16 protein-coding genes are annotated in these 19,516 nt (G+C 52.8%); 8 read left to right on the forward strand and 8 right to left on the reverse strand.

What is annotated here, in order from left to right; genetic code table 11:
- Positions 1-277 precede the first annotated feature (277 nt).
- The 3 genes from uxaC to OGY17_RS23195 all read left to right on the forward strand — a co-directional run bounded on the left by uxaC (position 278) and on the right by OGY17_RS23195 (position 3,886).
- The gene (uxaC, locus tag OGY17_RS23185) at positions 278-1,690 is read left to right on the forward strand and encodes a glucuronate isomerase (protein WP_003024811.1); all 1,413 of its coding nucleotides are present in this window, start codon (positions 278-280) and stop codon (positions 1,688-1,690) included.
- Between the two features lie 15 nt (positions 1,691-1,705).
- Positions 1,706-3,193 (forward strand): UxaA family hydrolase, encoded by a 1,488-nt coding sequence (locus OGY17_RS23190; protein ID WP_032945078.1) that lies wholly within the window; start codon positions 1,706-1,708, stop codon positions 3,191-3,193.
- A gap of 138 nt (positions 3,194-3,331) precedes the next feature.
- Positions 3,332-3,886: a YgjV family protein gene (locus tag OGY17_RS23195; RefSeq protein WP_008785870.1), complete on the forward strand. Its 555-nt coding sequence runs from the start codon at positions 3,332-3,334 to the stop codon at positions 3,884-3,886.
- 16 nt (positions 3,887-3,902) lie between these two features.
- On the opposite strand, the gene sstT is transcribed toward OGY17_RS23195, so the two are convergent.
- The 4 genes from sstT to OGY17_RS23215 all read right to left on the reverse strand — a co-directional run bounded on the left by sstT (position 3,903) and on the right by OGY17_RS23215 (position 8,200).
- Positions 3,903-5,147, reverse strand: a complete 1,245-nt coding sequence (gene sstT, locus OGY17_RS23200) for a serine/threonine transporter SstT (protein WP_048215489.1) — start codon at positions 5,145-5,147, stop codon at positions 3,903-3,905.
- A 242-nt stretch (positions 5,148-5,389) separates the two neighbouring features.
- Entirely contained in the window at positions 5,390-6,358 is a 969-nt protein-coding gene (locus tag OGY17_RS23205; protein ID WP_048216385.1) for a TerC family protein, read from the reverse strand.
- 270 nt (positions 6,359-6,628) lie between these two features.
- A complete protein-coding gene (locus tag OGY17_RS23210) occupies positions 6,629-7,627 on the reverse strand; it encodes a Gfo/Idh/MocA family protein (protein WP_103014960.1) in 999 nt (332 codons plus the stop codon).
- 72 nt (positions 7,628-7,699) lie between these two features.
- Positions 7,700-8,200, reverse strand: coding sequence for a M48 metallopeptidase family protein (locus tag OGY17_RS23215; protein ID WP_008785867.1), 501 nt, complete (start codon positions 8,198-8,200; stop codon positions 7,700-7,702).
- 82 nt (positions 8,201-8,282) lie between these two features.
- Between OGY17_RS23215 and rlmG the strand changes: the two genes are divergently transcribed.
- Complete coding sequence (gene rlmG / locus OGY17_RS23220; RefSeq protein WP_008785866.1) at positions 8,283-9,419, forward strand: 23S rRNA (guanine(1835)-N(2))-methyltransferase RlmG; 1,137 nt, start codon at positions 8,283-8,285, stop codon at positions 9,417-9,419.
- 53 nt (positions 9,420-9,472) lie between these two features.
- Here rlmG and OGY17_RS23225 read toward each other — a convergent pair whose 3' ends face one another.
- Together OGY17_RS23225 and ygjG are read right to left on the reverse strand one after the other, a co-directional pair.
- Positions 9,473-11,491 carry an NADPH-dependent 2,4-dienoyl-CoA reductase gene (locus OGY17_RS23225; protein ID WP_286608458.1) on the reverse strand — a complete coding sequence of 673 codons (2,019 nt, stop codon included), beginning with the start codon at positions 11,489-11,491 and terminating at the stop codon, positions 9,473-9,475.
- Positions 11,492-11,693: 202 nt separating this feature from the next.
- Positions 11,694-13,073, reverse strand: a complete 1,380-nt coding sequence (gene ygjG / locus OGY17_RS23230; protein ID WP_167371260.1) for a putrescine aminotransferase — start codon at positions 13,071-13,073, stop codon at positions 11,694-11,696.
- A gap of 430 nt (positions 13,074-13,503) precedes the next feature.
- Here ygjG and OGY17_RS23235 point away from each other — a divergent pair, with 430 nt between their 5' ends.
- Positions 13,504-15,024: a methyl-accepting chemotaxis protein gene (locus OGY17_RS23235; protein WP_191215386.1), complete on the forward strand. Its 1,521-nt coding sequence runs from the start codon at positions 13,504-13,506 to the stop codon at positions 15,022-15,024.
- Positions 15,025-15,077: 53 nt separating this feature from the next.
- Here the strand turns inward: OGY17_RS23235 and OGY17_RS23240 are convergent, their stop codons facing one another.
- On the reverse strand, positions 15,078-15,752 hold the full coding sequence (locus tag OGY17_RS23240) for a PadR family transcriptional regulator (RefSeq protein WP_182424632.1): 675 nt from the start codon (positions 15,750-15,752) through the stop codon (positions 15,078-15,080).
- Positions 15,753-15,987: 235 nt separating this feature from the next.
- On the opposite strand from OGY17_RS23240, the gene OGY17_RS23245 reads away from it, so the two are divergent.
- Positions 15,988-16,761 (forward strand): siderophore-interacting protein, encoded by a 774-nt coding sequence (locus OGY17_RS23245; RefSeq protein WP_191215387.1) that lies wholly within the window; start codon positions 15,988-15,990, stop codon positions 16,759-16,761.
- On the opposite strand, the gene OGY17_RS23250 is transcribed toward OGY17_RS23245, so the two are convergent.
- Positions 16,762-17,610 carry a helix-turn-helix domain-containing protein gene (locus OGY17_RS23250; protein WP_020996343.1) on the reverse strand — a complete coding sequence of 283 codons (849 nt, stop codon included), beginning with the start codon at positions 17,608-17,610 and terminating at the stop codon, positions 16,762-16,764.
- A gap of 67 nt (positions 17,611-17,677) precedes the next feature.
- On the opposite strand from OGY17_RS23250, the gene cfa reads away from it, so the two are divergent.
- The gene (gene cfa, locus OGY17_RS23255; protein ID WP_071445947.1) at positions 17,678-18,832 is read left to right on the forward strand and encodes a cyclopropane fatty acyl phospholipid synthase; all 1,155 of its coding nucleotides are present in this window, start codon (positions 17,678-17,680) and stop codon (positions 18,830-18,832) included.
- 229 nt (positions 18,833-19,061) lie between these two features.
- On the forward strand, positions 19,062-19,516 hold a 455-nt coding region (locus tag OGY17_RS23260; RefSeq protein WP_267445968.1), incomplete at its 3' end, for an IS110 family transposase.

A 19,516-nucleotide genomic window follows, 5' to 3' on the forward strand; every position in this document is an offset into this window, starting at 1 on the left:
CTTATGTATCGCGACGGCCAAAAGATAACTTGTCATACAGCTTTAAAAGGTGAGTGCCATCACAAAAGTGTGAATCTTCGTGTGGTCATTATTTCGATTCAGCAAAGCCAGCACTGGCGCGGCTTGACGCGTGATTTACCTCTTTGAGAGTAATTTTTTTGTTACCATTTGTTGATCTAACTCACGAAAATATCTTCAGTGTATGGAAATTGGTGTGATAACTTTGTCAACATCAAAACATAAGCAATCTGACGCACTCGTTGAGAGGAAGACGATAATGACCCCGTTTATGACTGAAGATTTCCTGCTGGACACCGAATTTGCCCGCCGTCTGTACCATGATTACGCCAAAGACCAGCCGATCTTCGATTACCACTGCCATTTACCACCGCAACAAATCGCTGAAAACTACCGTTTTAATAACCTGTATGACATCTGGCTGAAGGGTGATCACTACAAATGGCGTGCGATGCGTACCAACGGCGTCGCTGAGCGCCTGTGTACCGGCGATGCGTCCGATCGTGAGAAGTTTGACGCCTGGGCCGCGACCGTACCTCACACCATCGGTAACCCGCTGTACCACTGGACCCACCTCGAACTACGTCGTCCGTTTGGTATTACAGGTAAGCTGCTGTCTCCTGCGACTGCCGACGAAATCTGGAACCAATGCAACGAGCTGCTGGCGCAGGATAAATTCTCCGCACGCGGCATCATGCAGCAGATGAATGTGAAAATGGTCGGCACTACCGATGACCCGATCGACTCTCTGGAGCATCATGCGGCCGTTGCTAAAGACGGAAGCTTTGATGTGAAAGTGCTGCCGAGCTGGCGTCCGGATAAAGCCTTTAACATTGAACTGGCGACCTTTAATGACTACATGGCGAAGCTTGGTGAAGTGTCTGACACGGATATCCGCCGCTTCAGCGATCTGCAAGCTGCACTGACCAAACGTCTGGATCACTTCGCGGCTCACGGCTGTAAAGTTTCTGACCACGCGCTGGACGTGGTGCTGTTTGCCGAATCTAACGAATCTGAACTGGATAGCATTCTGGCGCGTCGCCTGGCGGGTGAAACCCTGAGTGAGCATGAAGTTGCCCAGTTTAAAACTGCCGTGCTGGTGTTCCTTGGTGCGGAATATGCTCGTCGCGAATGGGTACAGCAGTACCACATCGGCGCGCTGCGTAATAACAACCTGCGCCAGTTCAAACTGTTGGGCGCGGATGTTGGCTTCGACTCCATCAATGACCGTCCGATGGCTGAAGAACTGTCCAAACTGCTGAGCAAGCAGAACGAACAGAACCTGCTGCCGAAAACCATTCTCTACTGCCTGAACCCGCGAGATAACGAAGTGCTGGGCACCATGATCGGCAACTTCCAGGGCGAAGGTATGCCGGGCAAGATGCAGTTCGGTTCCGGTTGGTGGTTCAACGATCAGAAAGACGGGATGGAACGTCAGATGACGCAGCTGGCCCAGCTCGGCCTGCTGAGCCGTTTCGTCGGCATGCTGACCGATAGCCGTAGCTTCCTGTCATACACGCGCCATGAATACTTCCGTCGCATTCTGTGCCAGATGATTGGCCGTTGGGTTGCTGCAGGTGAAGCACCGGCAGATATCCAGTTGCTGGGTGAAATGGTCAGAAATATTTGCTTTAACAATGCGCGTGATTACTTCGCCATTGAACTGAACTAAGGCCCGGGTGAAGGTATGCAATACATCAAGATCCATGCGCTGGATAACGTCGCGGTAGCGCTCGCTGATTTGGCTGAAGGAACCGAAGTCACCGTTGATGGGCAGGCGGTAACCCTGCGTCAGGCGGTCTCTCGTGGCCATAAATTCGCTTTACGTGATATTGCGAAAGGCGAAAACGTCATTAAATACGGTTTGCCAATTGGTCATACGCTGGTGGACGTTGCGGCGGGTGAGCATATTCATGCTCACAACACGCGCACTAATCTGAGCGACCTGGACACGTATAGCTACCACCCTGATTTTCAGGCGGAAGTTGCACAACCGGCGGATCGCGATGTGCAGATCTACCGTCGTGCTAACGGCGATGTTGGCGTGCGCAACGAACTGTGGATCCTACCGACGGTTGGCTGTGTTAACGCCATGGCGCGCCAGATGCAGAACCGTTTTCTGAAAGAGACTAACGATGCCGAAGGAATCGACGGCGTACATCTCTTCAGCCACACCTACGGCTGTTCACAGCTCGGCGACGACCACATTAACACCCGCACCATGCTGCAAAACATGGTGCGTCACCCGAATGCGGGGGCGGTGCTGGTGGTTGGCCTTGGTTGTGAAAACAACCAGGTTGATGCCTTCCGCGAAACCTTAGGCGAGTACGATCCTGAGCGCGTTCACTTCATGGTCTGCCAACATCAGGAAGACGAAGTGGAAGCGGGGATTGAACATCTTCACCAGTTGTACAACGTGATGCGTAACGATAAGCGTGAGCCGGGTAAACTGGGTGAGCTGAAGTTTGGTCTGGAATGCGGCGGCTCTGACGGCCTGTCCGGTATTACCGCCAACCCGATGCTGGGGCGTTTTTCTGACTACGTGATTGCCAACGGCGGCACCACCGTACTGACCGAAGTACCGGAAATGTTCGGCGCCGAGCAACTGCTGATGGACCACTGCCGCGATGAAGAAACGTTCGGCAAGCTGGTCACCATGGTCAATGACTTCAAGCAGTACTTCATTGCTCACGACCAGCCGATCTACGAGAACCCATCGCCGGGCAACAAAGCGGGCGGTATCACCACGCTGGAAGATAAATCTCTCGGCTGCACGCAAAAAGCAGGCTCCAGCCAGGTGGTGGACGTACTGCGCTACGGCGAACGTCTGAAGACGCATGGTCTGAACCTGCTGAGCGCACCGGGTAACGATGCGGTGGCGACCAGTGCCCTGGCGGGCGCGGGCTGTCATATGGTGCTGTTCAGTACCGGTCGCGGTACGCCGTACGGTGGTTTTGTGCCGACGGTGAAAATTGCTACCAACAGCGAGCTGGCGGCGAAGAAAAAGCACTGGATCGACTTTGACGCTGGACAGTTGATCCACGGCAAAGCGATGCCGCAGTTACTGGAAGAATTTGTCGATACCATCGTCGAGTTCGCCAACGGCAAGCAAACCTGCAACGAGCGGAATGATTTTAGAGAGTTAGCGATATTTAAAAGCGGCGTAACGTTGTAGTAAATACCTGATGGTACCTGCATGCAGGTCTGCGCAAACCGTAGGCCTGATAAGCGCAGCGCCATCAGGCACAAACCGTTGCCGGATGGCGGCGAACTCGCCTAATCCGGCCTACGAGATAGAATTGGGGTTGCTTGCATGACCGCGTATTGGCTGGCCCAGGGCGTAGGTGTCATCGCCTTTCTGATCGGTATTACCACCTTTTTCAATCGCGATGAGCGCCGGTTCCGGCTGCAACTCGCCGTCTATAGCGCCACCATCGGCGTGCATTTTTTCCTGATGGGGGCCTGGCCTGCGGGAATGAGCGCAGAACTCAACACCATCCGCACACTTGTCTCAATGCATACCCGCAAACTGTGGGTAATGACCGTTTTTATTGTCCTCACCCTGGTTCTCGGGCTGGCGAAATTACAGCATGCGATGGAGCTGTTGCCGATAATTGGCACGCTGGCCAGCACCTGGGCGCTGTTCCGCTGCAAAGGGTTAACCGTGCGCTGCGTCATGTGGTGCGCAACTGCCTGTTGGGTTATCCATAATTTCTGGCTGGGATCGATTGGTGGGACGATGATCGAAGGGAGTTTTCTGGTGATGAACGGCCTGAATATTATTCGCTTCCGGCGAATGCAAAAACGCGGAATTGATCCGTTCAAAATTGAAAAAAGCGTACAAGAAGAGAACCCCTCCGCCCGATGACGGAGGGGCGTAGGGATTAGCCGCGCAGGGCGTTATTTGCCAGACGCTCGTCTTCTGCCTGGCAGGCTGCAGCGGTAAACAGGACGTCTGTAGAAGAGTTCAGCGCTGTTTCACATGAGTCCTGCAATACGCCGATGATAAAGCCAACGGCAACAACCTGCATGGCGATGTCATTCGGGATACCGAACATGTTGCACGCCAGCGGGATCAGCAGCAGAGAACCGCCCGCCACGCCCGATGCACCACAGGCACACAGTGAAGCCACCACGCTCAGTAACAGCGCAGTCGGTAAATCAACCGGAACACCCAGCGTATTCACCGCCGCCAGCGTCAGTACGGTAATGGTGATCGCCGCGCCCGCCATATTGATGGTGGCGCCCAGCGGAATAGACACCGAATAGGTATCACGATCCAGATTCAGTTTCTCACACAGTGCCATGTTCACCGGAATATTTGCCGCCGAACTGCGGGTAAAGAAGGCATACACGCCGCTTTCACGCAGACAGGCCAGCACCAGAGGGTACGGGTTACGGCGAATTTTCCAGAAGACCAGCAGTGGGTTAACCACAAATGCCACCAGCAGCATACAGCCTACCAGTACGGTCAGCAGTTGGGCGTAGCCCCAAAGCGTGGCGAAACCGGTGGTTGCCAGCGTGGAGGAGACCAGACCAAAGATACCGATTGGCGCGAAACGAATTACCAGCTTCACCATAAAGGTGACGGCGTTGGACATATCATTGACCAGATTTTTGGTCGTTTCATTGCCGTGGCGCAGTGCAAAGCCCAGGCCGACAGCCCATACCAGAATACCAATATAGTTGGCGTTCAGCAGAGCATCAATTGGGTTAGAAACCATGCTCATCAGCAGGCTACGCATCACTTCCACAATCCCGGATGGCGGTACGATATCCCCCGCGCTGCTGGAAAGATGCAGTGTTGATGGGAAAGCAAAGCTGAAGACAACGGCGGTTAATGCCGCTGAAAATGTTCCGAGCAGGTAGAGGAACAGAATGGGGCGGATATTGGTTTTTTGCCCGTGCTGGTGGTTGGCGATAGAAGCCATCACCAGCATCAGAACCAGAATTGGCGCGACGGCTTTTAATGCGCCGACGAACAGCGTACCCAGCAAACCAACGGCTTCAGCCGCAGGTTTTGACACCAGTGCCAGTAAAATCCCCAGTACCAAACCGATCAAAATTTGTTTAACCAGGCTCCCTTGCGCCAAACGCGAGAGTAGCCCCGATGAACGTTGCGTAGTCATGTAGTGATCCTTTCATTGTGTTGTTGCCTTACCTTTGTGCGTTCTGTTGACGCATCTTTCAGGATCGGGCAAATGTTTGCATGGCTGAGTATAAGGAAAGAACAGGGTTCTGGAAGCGAAATATCCTGGATTCCGCGTTGAGATCATATTTTATAACTTTGACTTAACATTATTTTGACATGATAAACAAAAAGCCCGACGCACGCAGTGTGCTGTCGGGCTTTTCAGCTAGCAGATGAAACTTACTGTATTTGCTGCTTTTTATCGTGCTGGTGGTTGACCCAAGCGTTAACAACCAGCGTCACAAACAGAATGCCAAATACCACGCCTAACGAGATAGCGATCGGGATATGGTAGAAATCGACGATCAGCATCTTAATACCGATAAACACCAAAATGACCGACAAGCCGTACTTCAGCATGGAGAAACGCTCCGCCACGCCCGCCAGCAGGAAGTACATCGCACGCAGACCCAAAATAGCAAACAGGTTCGAGGTCAGCACGATGAACGGGTCGGTGGTCACGGCAAAGATAGCCGGAATACTGTCGACGGCAAAAATCACATCGCTCAGCTCAACCAGAATCAACACCAGCATCAGCGGCGTAACAAACAGCAGGCCGTTTTTACGCACGAAGAATTTTTCATCTTCGATGGTATCGGTCATGCGCAAATGACCGCGTAGCCAGCGTACTAACGGTCTGTCGCCAATACCGGAGGCATCTTCTTTCGCCAGCGCCATCTTCACGCCGGTAAACAACAGGAACGCGCCGAACACGTATAACAGCCACTCAAACTGGGTGATAAGCCAGCTGCCCGCGAAGATCATGATCGTACGCAGCACAATCGCACCCAGCACGCCATACACCAGTACCCGACGCTGCAACGCAGGCGGCACGGAGAAGTAGCTGAAGAGCATCAACCAGACAAAGACGTTATCTACTGCCAGTGATTTTTCGATCAAATAGCCGGTAAGGAACGCCAGCGCCTGTGGGTCGGCAACGGCTCGCCCCTGGGTTTCCGCCAGGTACCACCAGAAGGCAGCGTTAAACAGTAACGACAGCGTTACCCAGACGATTGACCAGGCCGCAGCCTGCTTCATTGACATCGTATGCGCGCCACGACGCCCCTGCAACAGCAGGTCGATGGCCAGCATAATTACCACTACGACAGCGAAGCCACCCCATAACAACGGTGTGCCGACAGTATTCATTGTATTTCCCCATGCATAAAAAAACGGCCAACGCCGAATGACGTTAGCCGCTGCTTTTTATGCATAGACCTTGCCATTCGGCAAGGTCTCACTTACAACAACAAAGGAATACGGTGGCGTATTCCTTTGTTATCGCCCGGTGACCGGATGTGGTTTTTCACACATCGTAATGACGATCAACCGACAACGAAGTTACTCCCCTTTGCGGGTTACAAAATATTACAGGCCATGCTTTCAGTCAATGGCCTGCAACATTCGTTTTACACACCTTTACGCAGTCAGCGATGTTTCCGCTTCGTCTGCCGGGAAAACCACGCCGGTCTGGCGGCGAATCTCCGTTTGCAGTTTGGCGGTGATACGGCTGACGGCCAGTGCCGGGTGATCCACTTCGCCGGATTCAACCAAATGGGCAAAAGCCTCTGCCTCATACAGCATAGTATTGATGTGTTGAGGCGTCGTCAGATCCTGCGTTTTCCCACCGCGTGGCACGAAGCACACCTTTTGGCATTCGGAGATATGCTCGATGACCAGCGATCCCGACTCGCCCTGAATTTCACTGGCTAATACCGAGTCGCTTACTTTTGAGTGCTGGAGCGTAACGCTGAAATCACCGTAATTCAGCACTACCACGCCGTGGGCATCCACGCCACTTTCCAGCAGGCTGGCGCTGGCCTGAACGCTCTGCGGTTCGCCCCACAGCGCAACCGCTGAGGCCAGGCAGTAAAAACCGATATCCATAATCGAGCCATTGGAGAATGCCGGATTAAACGTGTTCGGATTTTCACCGTCCAGATAGCGCTGGTAACGCGAGGAGTACTGGCAGTAATTGATAAACGCTTTCCTGATTTTTCCTACTCTGGGTAGTGATTGCTGTAACAACAGGAAATTAGGCAGGTAGGCGGTTTTAAACGCTTCAAACAGCACGACCTGATTCTCACGCGCGCAGGCGATAGCGGCTTCGGCTTGCGCCAGATTGGAGGCCAGCGGCTTTTCGCAAATAACATGCTTTTTATGCCGCAAAAACAGCTCGGTCTGCGGGAAATGCAAAGAGTTCGGGCTGGCGATATAGACAGCGTCGATTGCCTCGCTTTGCGCCATCGCTTCCAGTGAGGTAAACAGATGTTCGACAGGGTAATCGTTGGCGAAGGTCTGTGCCTGCTCAAGGCTACGGGAATAGACTGCGGTTAACTTATACTTGCCGGTTTCATGGGCGGCATCGACAAACTGGCGGGTGATCCAGTTTGTGCCAATTACTGCGAAACGTATCATAAAGGCCTTCAGGCTGCGAAAAGGGATTCTTTTGTCAATTTAGCATGCCCTGAAGACAAAGCCAGTGCGCGACTACGCAGTTTGCTTTAACGATTGTTGCGTTAACCACAGGCGGGTATCGAACTCCAGTTGATGATACTGAGGCTCCATATGACAGCAAAGCTGGTAAAACGCTTTGTCATGTTCTTTTTCTTTCAGATGAGCCAGTTCATGAACGACGATCATGCGTAAAAAGGGTTCTGGGGCGCTGCGAAACACGGTAGCGACGCGGATCTCCGCTTTGGCTTTGAGCTTACCGCCCTGCACGCGAGAGACGGCGGTATGCAGCCCAAGTGCATTCTTCAGAACGTGGATCTTGCTGTCATACATGACTTTATTCAGCGGCGGGGCGTTACGCAGAAACTGATTTTTCAGATCCTGGGTATATTGCCAGAGCGCTTTGTCGGTCGCGAAGTCATGCGTACCCGGATAGCGCTTCTCCAGCACTGCGCCCAGGCGCTGCTCAGCAATCAGCGTTCTCACTTGAGAAAGCAAATGTTCCGGGTAGCCCTGGAGGTAAGTTAGTTGGTTCATTCATGTCCACGCAAATCATAAAAGTGTATACTCACGCACCCTTTTCAGGGATACGCCGAAATTTTACCATTCAGGAGGGCCGATGAGCCACATAGACAACGGTTTCCGTTCGCTGTCACTTAAACGTTTCCCGGAAACGGATGACGTTAACCCGCTGCTGGCGTGGGAAGCTGCAGATGAATATCTGCTGCAACAGCTGGACGATACCGAGATTAGCGGCCCGGTGCTGATCCTGAATGATACCTTCGGCGCGCTGGGCTGTGCGCTGGCGGAACATACGCCGTACAGCATCGGCGATTCCTATCTCAGCGAGCTTGCCACGCGCGAGAACCTGCGTCACAACGATATTGCCGAGTCGAGCGTCAAGTTCCTCGACAGTACCGCTGACTATCCGCAGGCGCCGGGCGTGGTGCTGATTAAGCTGCCAAAAACCATGGCGCTGCTGGAGCAGCAACTGCGTGCGCTGCGCGAAGTGGTAACGCCAGAAACGCGCATCATCGCCGGGGCAAAAGCGCGTGATGTACATACCTCGACGCTGGAACTGTTTGAAAAAGTGTTGGGTCCAACCACCACTACGCTGGCGTGGAAAAAAGCGCGTTTGATCAACTGTACGTTCAGCAAACCGGAGCTGGCCGCTGCCTCGCAAACGTTAAGCTGGAAGCTGGAAGGCACCGACTGGACTATCCATAACCACGCCAACGTCTTCTCCCGTACCGGGCTGGATATCGGCGCGCGCTTTTTTATCGAGCATCTGCCGGAAAACCTTGAAGGGGAGATTGTTGATCTCGGTTGCGGCAACGGCGTCATCGGTATGACGCTGCTGGCGAAAAACCCAGAAGCCAGTGTGGTATTTGTTGATGAATCGCCAATGGCGGTGGCTTCAAGCCGCCTGAACGTGGAAAGTAACATGCCTGAAGCGCTGGATCGCTGTGAGTTTATGATTAACAACGCGCTGTCTGGCGTTGAACCGTTCCGCTTTAACGCTGTGCTGTGCAACCCACCGTTCCACCAGAAGCACGCGCTGACGGATAACATTGCCTGGGAAATGTTCCACCACGCCCGCCGCTGCCTGAAAATCAACGGTGAGCTGTACATCGTAGCTAACCGTCACCTCGACTACTTCCACAAGCTGAAGAAGATATTCGGCAACTGCGTGACCATCGCCACCAATAATAAATTCGTGGTGCTGAAAGCGGTCAAAACCGGTCGCCGTCGGTAATAGCGGGTGCCGGATGCGGCTAACGCCTTATCCGGCCTACGAAATACATCCTGTTAAATTTCCAGTGCCAGCCTGGTGCCTTGCGCAATAGCGCGTCGGGCATCCAGTTCCATCGCCACATCGCAGCCGCCGATCAGATGCACCGTTTTACCTGCCGCGTGCAGCGGATCGACCAGTTCACGGCGCGGCTCTTGTCCGGCGCAAATCACCACGTTATCCACGTTAAAGATCACCGGTTCACCGTTCAACACAACGTGTAACCCATCATCATCAATCTTCTGATAGCTGACTGCCGGGATCATTTTCACGCCGCGTGAGAGCAGGGTGGCGCGATGGATCCAGCCCGTCGTTTTACCTAAACCTTGTCCCGGTTTGCTGGCTTTGCGCTGTAACATCACTATCTGGCGCGGGCTGCGGGATAAGTGCGGGCCTTCCGGGCGTAAGCCGCCAGGCTGTTGCAGACTGGTGTCGATCCCCCATTCCACGCAGAACTCCGCAATGTTCTGGCTGGTGGGGTCACCGGGTTGACTCAGATACATTGCGGTATCAAAACCGATCCCGCCGCAGCCCACGATCGCCACGCGTTTACCCACTGGCGTTTTATCGCGCAGAACGTCGAGATAGCTCAGTACCTTAGGATGATCGATCCCCTCGATCGGCGGCATACGAGGCTCGATCCCATTGGCAAGGATCACTTCGTCGAAGGTGTGCAGATCGTGTGCGCTGACAAAGTGATTCAGTTTCAGGGTCACGCCAGTCACGTCGATCATCCGACGGTAGTAGCGCAGGGTTTCATAGAATTCTTCTTTGCCGGGGATCTGTTTGGCGATATTAAACTGCCCGCCAATCTCGCCATGTGCGTCAAACAGCGTCACGTGATGCCCGCGCGCTGCGGCATTAATGGCGAAGGCGAGGCCCGCAGGACCCGCACCGACAACCGCCAGATTTTTCGGCACAGCTGCCGCAACGATCGGCATTTTGGTCTCATGGCAGGCGCGCGGATTGACCAGGCAAGAGGTGACTTTGCCGACGAAGATCTGATCCAGACAGGCCTGGTTACAGCCGATACAGGTGTTGATCTCATCCGCTCGTCCGGTTTGCGCTTTTGACAGCAGTTCGGCATCGGCGAGGAACGGACGGGCCATCGACACCATATCGGCATCGCTACGGGCCAGAATGTCGTCGGCGACCTGGGGATCGTTAATGCGGTTGGTGGTGACCAGTGGGATTGCCACATGCCCTTTCAGCTTACGCGTCACCCAACTAAACGCACCGCGCGGTACCGGGGTAGCGATAGTGGGAATACGTGCCTCATGCCAGCCAATACCGGTGTTAATAATGGTGGCCCCCGCGGCTTCTATAGCCTGCGCCAACTGAACGGTTTCGTCGAAGGTTCCGCCGTTTTCCACCAGATCGAGCATCGACAGGCGGAAGATAATAATAAAGTCATTCCCGGCACGCTGACGTACCGCTCGCACCACCTCAACGGCAAACCGCATGCGGTTGGCATACTCACCGCCCCATTGGTCATCGCGCTGGTTGGTACGCAGTGTCAGGAATTCGTTGATGAGATACCCTTCCGACCCCATCACTTCCACGCCATCGTAGCCCGCTTCCCGCGCCAGCTGTGCGCAGTGGGCAAAATCTTCAATCAACTGCAGCACTTCATCGTGCGTTAATTCATGTGGCGTAAAGCGGTTAATGGGGGCCTGAATAGCAGAAGGCGCCACCAGATGCGGCTGGTAGCTGTAACGTCCGGTATGCAGGATTTGCAGGGCGATTTTACCGCCTTCATCATGCACAGCATCGGTAATGACGCGATGGTGAGCAAGCTGGCTGGTGTCGTTCAGCATCGCACCGCCTTCCATCCCCACGCCGGAAAGCGCAGGCGCAATACCTCCGCTCACAATTAACGCTACGCCGTGACGAGCGCGCTCGGCGTAGAACGCGGCCAGCCGTTCTGCACCATCGGGATACTCTTCCAGCCCGGTATGCATTGAACCCATCAGCACGCGGTTTTTAAGCGTGGTGAAGCCTAAATCGAGCGGGGCGAACAGCGACGGATAGCTCATAAAGGTGTCCAGTATGTAAAATTATTGTTATGTGGTCGGATGAGTTAATAATTTAGCCGTCGCCGCGTAAAAGGGAAAAGGGGAATGCCGTGATTGTGATGGGATTCAAAAAAGGAGTGGGGGCAGAGGACGAAATTGCCGGATGGCGGCTACGCCTTATCCGGCCTACAAAAGAGTGTCTTTTATAGGCCGGGTAAGGTTGTTACATTTGCTCCACGCTCACCCGTAATGCTGCCAGGGCTTTGCGCGTCGATCGCAATACCAGATCGCATTGCTCGATCGTTAACGTCAACGGTGGTTCGATGCGGATCGTCTTTGCATTATTAAGCGTGCCGGCAACCAGCACCCGCTGGCGGAACATCTCACTGGCAAAGTTGTAGCCGATTTCATTATCGACAAACTCAATCGCCATCAGCATTCCCTTACCGCGTACATCATGCACCAGGTCCGGGTATTCCCGCGCAAGCTGGCGGAAACCATCCAGCAACATATCGCCTTTCTGCTCCGCCTGAGCCGGTAAATTTTGCTCCAGCAGGACGTTAATGGTGGCCAGCGCAGCTGCACAAGCGAGCGGGTTGCCGCCAAACGTGGTGGTATGCAGGAAAGGATTGTCGAACAGGACGGAGAACACCTCTTCGGTGGCAATGGTCGCGCCAATTGGCATCACACCGCCGCCCAACGCTTTGGCCAGGCACATAATGTCGGGTTGCACGTTTTCGTGTTCGCAGGCGAACATCTTGCCGGTACGCCCCATGCCGGTTTGCACTTCGTCAAGGATCATCAGCGCGCCAAACTCATCGCAAAGTTTACGAACGGCGGTCAAATAACCTTGCGGCGGCAGGATCACCCCTCCTTCACCCTGGATCGGTTCGAGGATCACAGCTGCGACATCGTCACCGGTCTTTTTACACTCGCTGAGCATGGTGCGCATTGCGTTAATATCGCCAAACGGCACATGACGGAAGCCCGGCAGCAGCGGCATAAAAGGTTTACGGAAGGTGGATTTAGCCGTAGCGGACAGCGCGCCCAGTGATTTACCGTGGAATGCGCCGCTGGTGGCAATAAACGTAAATTTACCGCGCGGCGATTGATATGCTTTCGCCAGCTTCAGCGCGGCTTCAACCGACTCGGTCCCGCTGTTACAGAAAAAACTGTATTTCAGTTTACCGGGCGCCAGTGCGGCGAGGGTTTTTGCCAGCATGGCCCGCAGAGGGTCAAGTAACTCCTGGCTGTGCAGAGGTTGTTTCGCGAGTTGATTCTGTACGGCGGAAACCACGACTGGATTACGGTGCCCCACGTTGAAAATTCCAAAACCACCCAGGCAATCGACGAACTCCTGCCCCTGGGTGTCGACAAGCGTATTCAGGCTTCCCGCTTGCCACTCTACGGCTCCGTAATCCCCGCCTGCAGTTACAGATTTTCGATACTCTAAGAACCCCGGATTGACATGCTCCTTGAAGTACTCAATCACCTCTCGGTTTAACGATTTCATTTCCTCATGATCAAGCGTGCGCTTTTCGATGAGATTCAGTGCGTGTGCGCTGCAGGCCAGGGCCGATGCGCTGGAAGGTAACCTGTTCAAAATATGCTCCCGGAGCTCGCGTATCACATGATACTGAATTAAGTATTGCAGGGATTGCGCCATTCCGGCGCGCTTAGCAAAAATCGGGATAAACACCAGGAAACATCTCATTTACGCAACATTTAATGCCGCGATTTAACATTTGCTGGCATTTTGCCCAAGTAAGGAGCCTGAAAACAGATCGAATAAACGCAAATTTGCGCTAAAAATGGGCAATATTTGCACTGTGACGGTGCGCTGGTAGAAGTGACGTTGAATAGTTACTAGATGAAAGTATTTTAAATCAATGGATTAGAATGCGTACAGATTTTGAGGTTTAATCGCAAATTGCGATCTAAATCAAATTTAACAACTAAAGATAAAAAAATTATCGCCGAAATAACATAAGCCGAAAGAGTTAACAACCAGATAACCTGCACAGGACGCAATCATGTCTTCTCATCCCTACGTTAGTCAGCAAAATACACCGCTGGATGATGATATCACCCTCATGTCTACCACCGATTTACAAAGCTATATCACCCATGCGAACGATACATTTGTCCAGGTCAGTGGCTATCAGCTAAATGAATTGCTCGATAAGCCGCACAATCAGGTTCGTCATCCGGACATGCCAAAAGCGGCGTTTGCGGATATGTGGTACACCCTGAAGCAGGGCGAGCCATGGAGCGGGATTGTGAAAAACCGGCGTAAGAATGGCGATCACTACTGGGTGAGGGCCAATGCGGTGCCGATGGTGCGGGAAGGACGCGTGACCGGGTATATGTCGATTCGTACCCGGGCTACTGACGAGGAAATTGCGGCGGTAGAGCCTTTATATAAAGCGCTGAATGAAGGACGTTGCAACCGGCGTATTCATAAAGGGCTGGTGGTACGCAAGGGCTGGCTGGGTAAACTGCCGGCGATGCCGATTCGCTGGCGGGTGCGCAGCGTGATGGCATTCATGTTTGTCCTGCTAGCGGTCGCATTGCAGCAAATGGGCGCCGAATGGCCGTTACTGCTGATGAGCGCGTTGGTGATGCTTTTTGGAACGGCTATTTTCGAATGGCAAATTGTGCGTCCTATTGAGAATGTCACCCGTCAGGCGCTGAAAGTGGCGACCGGTGAGCGGAACAGCGTGTCGCATCTTAACCGTAGTGATGAACTGGGCCTGATGCTACGAGCAGTGGGCCAACTTGGATTAATGTGTCGCTGGCTCATTCACGACGTCTCCAGCCAGGTGAGTTGCGTGCGTAGCGACAGCGAAACGCTGGCGAAAGGCAGCGACGATTTAAACAAGCATACGCAGCAGACTGTCGAGAACGTGCAGGAAACGGTGACCACCATGAATCAGATGGCGGCATCGGTGAAACAAAACTCAGAGACCGCCGCCGCGGCCGATAAGCTCTCTATTGCCGCCAGTAGCGCGGCAACGCACGGCGGTGAGGCGATGGATACCGTCATCAAAACCATGGACGATATCGCCAACAGCACCCAGCGAATCGGCACCATTACGACGCTGATTAACGATATTGCCTTCCAGACCAACATTCTGGCTTTGAATGCCGCTGTTGAAGCCGCGCGGGCGGGCGAGCAAGGGAAAGGGTTCGCCGTGGTGGCGGGAGAAGTACGTCATCTTGCTAGCCGTAGCGCCAGTGCAGCCAATGATATCCGCAAGTTGATTGATGCCAGCGCTGACAAGGTGCAGTCCGGATCTGACCAGGTTCACGCCGCAGGACGCACGATGGACGATATTGTGGCGCAGGTGCAAAACGTCACTCAGCTGATCGCCCAAATCAGCCACTCCACGCTGGAACAGTCAGATGGTCTTTCCAGCCTGACCCGCGCGGTGAATGAATTAAGCAACATTACACAGAAAAACGCCGAACTGGTTGAAGAGAGTGCGCAGATTTCCGTGATGGTGAAACATCGCGCGGGTCGTCTGGAAGATGCGGTTACGGTGCTGCATTAATACTAAAAATACAGGCGGAACGTTGGGCATACGGGTTCCGCCTGCTGTGCAGATTAATCCAGCTGAGTAATATCCAGCGCAGCGCGATCGATAATACCGATGATTTTTTTGATCTGCGCATCGCTGGTATCACCATGATTGACGCGTAGATCCAGCACGGCTTTGAAGTTTTCCAGCGCGCGTTTCATCTGTGGATTTTTGCGTAATTCAAAACCCACGCAGCGGGCTTTAATACGTTCGTGGATATGTTCCAGATGTTCACGGTTCTCATCCAGCCACTGCTGGCCCTGGGTCGTGATCGCAATCTGTTTACGCCCACCTTCCTCGTCGCTGACGGTGATTAGTGCCTGATCCTGCAAGAAATCCAGCGTTGGATAGATAACGCCCGGGCTTGGGGTGTAATTACCCTGGGTCAGGGTTTCAATCGCTTTAATCAGCTCATAGCCGTGGCTGGCGTCGCGGGTCAAGATATCCAGAATCACCAGGCGTAATTCGCCGTGGCCAAAGAACCGCTGACGACGACCGCCGCCGCCGCCGCGACGAGGCCCGCAGCCGTGCTCGTGGTGATGATCTTTATTACAGCCTTCATGGCGATGTTCTTCACCTTTGCAGCAACCTGCATGGTGCTCGTTGTGGCGGCCTTCATGGTGATGTCCTTCACCCTTGCAGCAGCCTTCGTGTTGGTGCTCTGTGTGCTTACAGCAACCTTCATGATGGTTTTGCATCATCGTCTCCTGATGTTATTTAGATATATCTAATTTATATCTAAAAATTATCAGTTTGCAAGTCTACAAATAAAATGTTGTATAACATTATGATTATTATCTATTTTTATTTGTCTGTGATAACTGGGTAATCATAAGTTAACTATATCAAAAAGTGCTTGCAATATTTTTGATTAGCAATCATTATCATTTAAAAAATCAATTTAGATATATCGTATTATCTTCACAAGGCGAAAAAATGACAAAAAACATCTCACGCTACCCACAGCGCGTTCGCAATGAACTGCGTTTTCGAGAACTTACTGTCCTGCGCGTAGAGCGTATTAGTGCGGGCTTTCAGCGTATTGTACTGGGCGGTGACGCTCTGGACGGTTTTACCTCACACGGCTTTGACGACCATACCAAGGTCTTTTTCCCTGAACCGGGCAGCAACTTTGTACCACCTGTCGTCACCGATGAAGGCATTGTCTGGGCTGACGGTGTACGTCCGTTATCCCGTGACTACACGCCGTTGTATGACGAAGCGCGCCATGAGTTGGCACTGGATTTCTATATTCATGACGGCGGCGTGGCAAGTACGTGGGCGATGAATGCCCGTGAGGGTGACAAGCTGACGATCGGCGGGCCGCGCGGTTCTTTGGTGGTACCAGAGGACTATGCGTATCAGGTTTACGTGTGTGATGAGTCGGGAATGCCCGCGTTGCGCCGACGCCTGGAGTCGCTCAGCCGTTTGGCGGTACGTCCGCACGTCACGGCGCTGGTTAGCGTGCAGGATGCAGCCTACCAGGACTATTTTGCCCATCTCGACGGATTTACTCTTCAGTGGTTTATCGGCCATGACGAGCAGGCGGTGAATGAACACTTATCGCGGCTAAGCGTGCCCGCAGACGATTATTTCATCTGGATCACCGGCGAAGGCAAGGTGGTCAAAAACCTGAGTGCTCGTTTTGAAACCGAGGCGTTCGATCAGCAACGGGTTCGTGCAGCGGCTTACTGGCATCAACGCCGTTAATCAGTAATTAGAGGGCGGAACGCCAAACGCCTGGCGGAATGCGTAGCTAAATGCCGCGGTACTTGAATACCCAACGTCGAGTGCCACGGCGGTTACGCTTTTATTTTTCTTCAGCATTAATACCGATTCAAGTATTCGCATTTTTTGCTTCCAGACGCTGAAAGGCAATCCGGTTTCTTTTTTGAAATGACGTGAAAAGGTACGGGCAGACATACCCAAATGCTGCGCCCAGTATTCAACCGAATGCTCCAGTGCGGGGGATTCTTGTATTGTTCGGCAGACTTTGGTTAATTCGCGATCCTGCGGCCAGGGTAATACAAAAGCGACTTCCGGGAGTTGCAGAATAATATCGACCAGCACACTAACCAGCTTGCCCTCTTTTGACTGACTATCATAATGGCCTGAAATTGAATTAGTGGCGTAATGAATAAACTCTCTGGCGAAATCACTGATAGCCACTACTTTGCATTCATTGATGCTCTCTTCAAGAAAACCCGGTTTAATATCCAGATTTTCTAAATATACATCATCTAATGCCCAAACCGCATGCTCCGTATTATTTGGGATCCAGATGCCATAATGCGCCGGGATTATCCAGCACTTACCGGCAACATCAATGCGCATGCTGCCTTTGCGGGCGAAATGAAACTGCATAAAAGAGTGTGAATGCTGCGGTACATGGTGGTTGGCTTCCAGGACATAAGAGCGAAAGAATACGTCCTGCGGCAGTTCGGTCATGGAGTTATCCGGGAAGGAGTTCCACTGTTTTTGCGCGAGAGTTTCCATAAATGAATCGTCAATGCTCCCGATGGTGTGTCCGCTGTTCGATAGATCTTGTCCGCGGATCATAATACATACACTCATTTTTCCATAATAATCTTGCGTAATAATTTTTAGTCCACTTTTGGTAAATACCATGAACTCGCTTTGTTCAGATGCTGTCATCGTCAATGAAACAAATGATAACTGGACCCGAATGGGAAAAGAGCTGCTTTCGCAAGCGGATATCAGAATTAATGGCTCGCGCGCCTGGGACATTCAACTTCATCATACTGGTTTCTTTAAACGGGTATTGCAACAAGGCTCATTAGGGCTTGGCGAAAGCTATATGGAAGGCTGGTGGGACTGCGAACGGCTCGATATTCTGTTCTGCAAAATCCTGAAAGCAAAACTCGACCAGCAGATGCCAGGTAATCTGAAAGATATTTTACGCATTGCCAGCGCACGCCTGTTTAATTTGCAGTCACGTAGCCGCGCATGGATCGTCGGTAAAGAACATTATGATATTGGTAACGATCTCTTTGCGCTGATGCTTGATCCGCATATGCAATATTCCTGCGGTTACTGGAAAGACGCGACCACATTAGACGATGCGCAAAATGCCAAATTAAAAATGATCTGCGAGAAGCTGCAGCTTAAGCCGGGTATGCGTTTACTCGATATCGGTTGTGGATGGGGCGGGTTGGCAGAATATGCGGCGCGTCATTATGGCGTGGCGGTAGAAGGCGTTACCATTTCCAAAGAGCAGCAGAAAATGGCGCAGCAGCGCTGTGAAGGGCTGGACGTTAACATTCTGCTGCAGGATTATCGCGATCTTGATAAACACTACGATCGCATTGTGTCCGTGGGGATGTTTGAACACGTCGGGCCGAAAAACTACGACACCTATTTCAGCATCGCTGACCGTTGTTTAAAACCGGATGGACTGTTCCTGCTGCATACCATTGGCAGCAATAAAAAAGGGATGAGCGTCGATCCGTGGATCAATAAATACATTTTCCCGAACGGTTGCTTACCGTCGATTTCCCATATTGCCGAGGCCAGCGAATCACGGTTTGTGATGGAGGACTGGCATAACTTCGGCAGCGATTATGATAAAACGCTGATGGCCTGGCATGAGCGCTTTAATCAGGCCTGGCCGGAGCTGTCATCACGTTATTCCGCCACCTTCAGAAGAATGTTTAATTATTATTTATGTGCCTGCGCCGGGGCTTTCCGCGCCAGAGATATTGAGCTTTGGCAGGTGCTGTTTAGCCGCGGCGTAGAGGGCGGGATCCGCGTTTATCGTTAACGTTCTGCCGGATGCGGCTAACGCCTTATCCGGCCTTGTATTATCCTCTCTGTGCAGAGAGGGCCGGCCAGTTCTCCCTGCCATGCCGTCCGCATGCCGTATCCGGCCTTAGGTTAACAACCTGTATTGTAGATTTATGCAGCGGACTGCCGTTCTCCACAAGTGACAAACCGGACAGTATCATGGACCGGTTTTCCCGGTAATCCGCATTCACAAGGTTGGTCTCACTATGGAACAGGAACTTCATTTTATCGGTATTGACGTCTCTAAAGCCAAGCTGGATGTCGATGTGCTGCGTCCCGATGGCCGTCACCGCAGTAAAAAATTTGCGAACACCCTGAAGGGCCACAATGAACTCCTCCACTGGCTCAACAGCCATAACGTGGCGCCGGCGCATATCTGTATGGAAGCCACCAGTACGTATATGGAAGACGTGGCCGCCCATCTCAGTGATGCCGGATTCACCGTCTCCATCATCAATCCTGCCCTCGGCAAAGCCTTCGCACAGAGCGAGGGGCTGCGCAGCAAAACCGATGCCGTTGATGCCCGCATGCTGGCAGAGTTTTGCCGTCAGAAGCGCCCGGCAGTCTGGGAAGCTCCGCATCCGGTTGAACGGGCGTTACGGGCACTGGTGCTGCGCCATCAGTCACTGACGGATATGCGTACGCAGGAACTGAATCGCCT

The sequence above is a fragment of the Citrobacter sp. Cpo126 genome (assembly GCF_030332445.1).
GTDB lineage: Bacteria > Pseudomonadota > Gammaproteobacteria > Enterobacterales > Enterobacteriaceae > Citrobacter > Citrobacter portucalensis.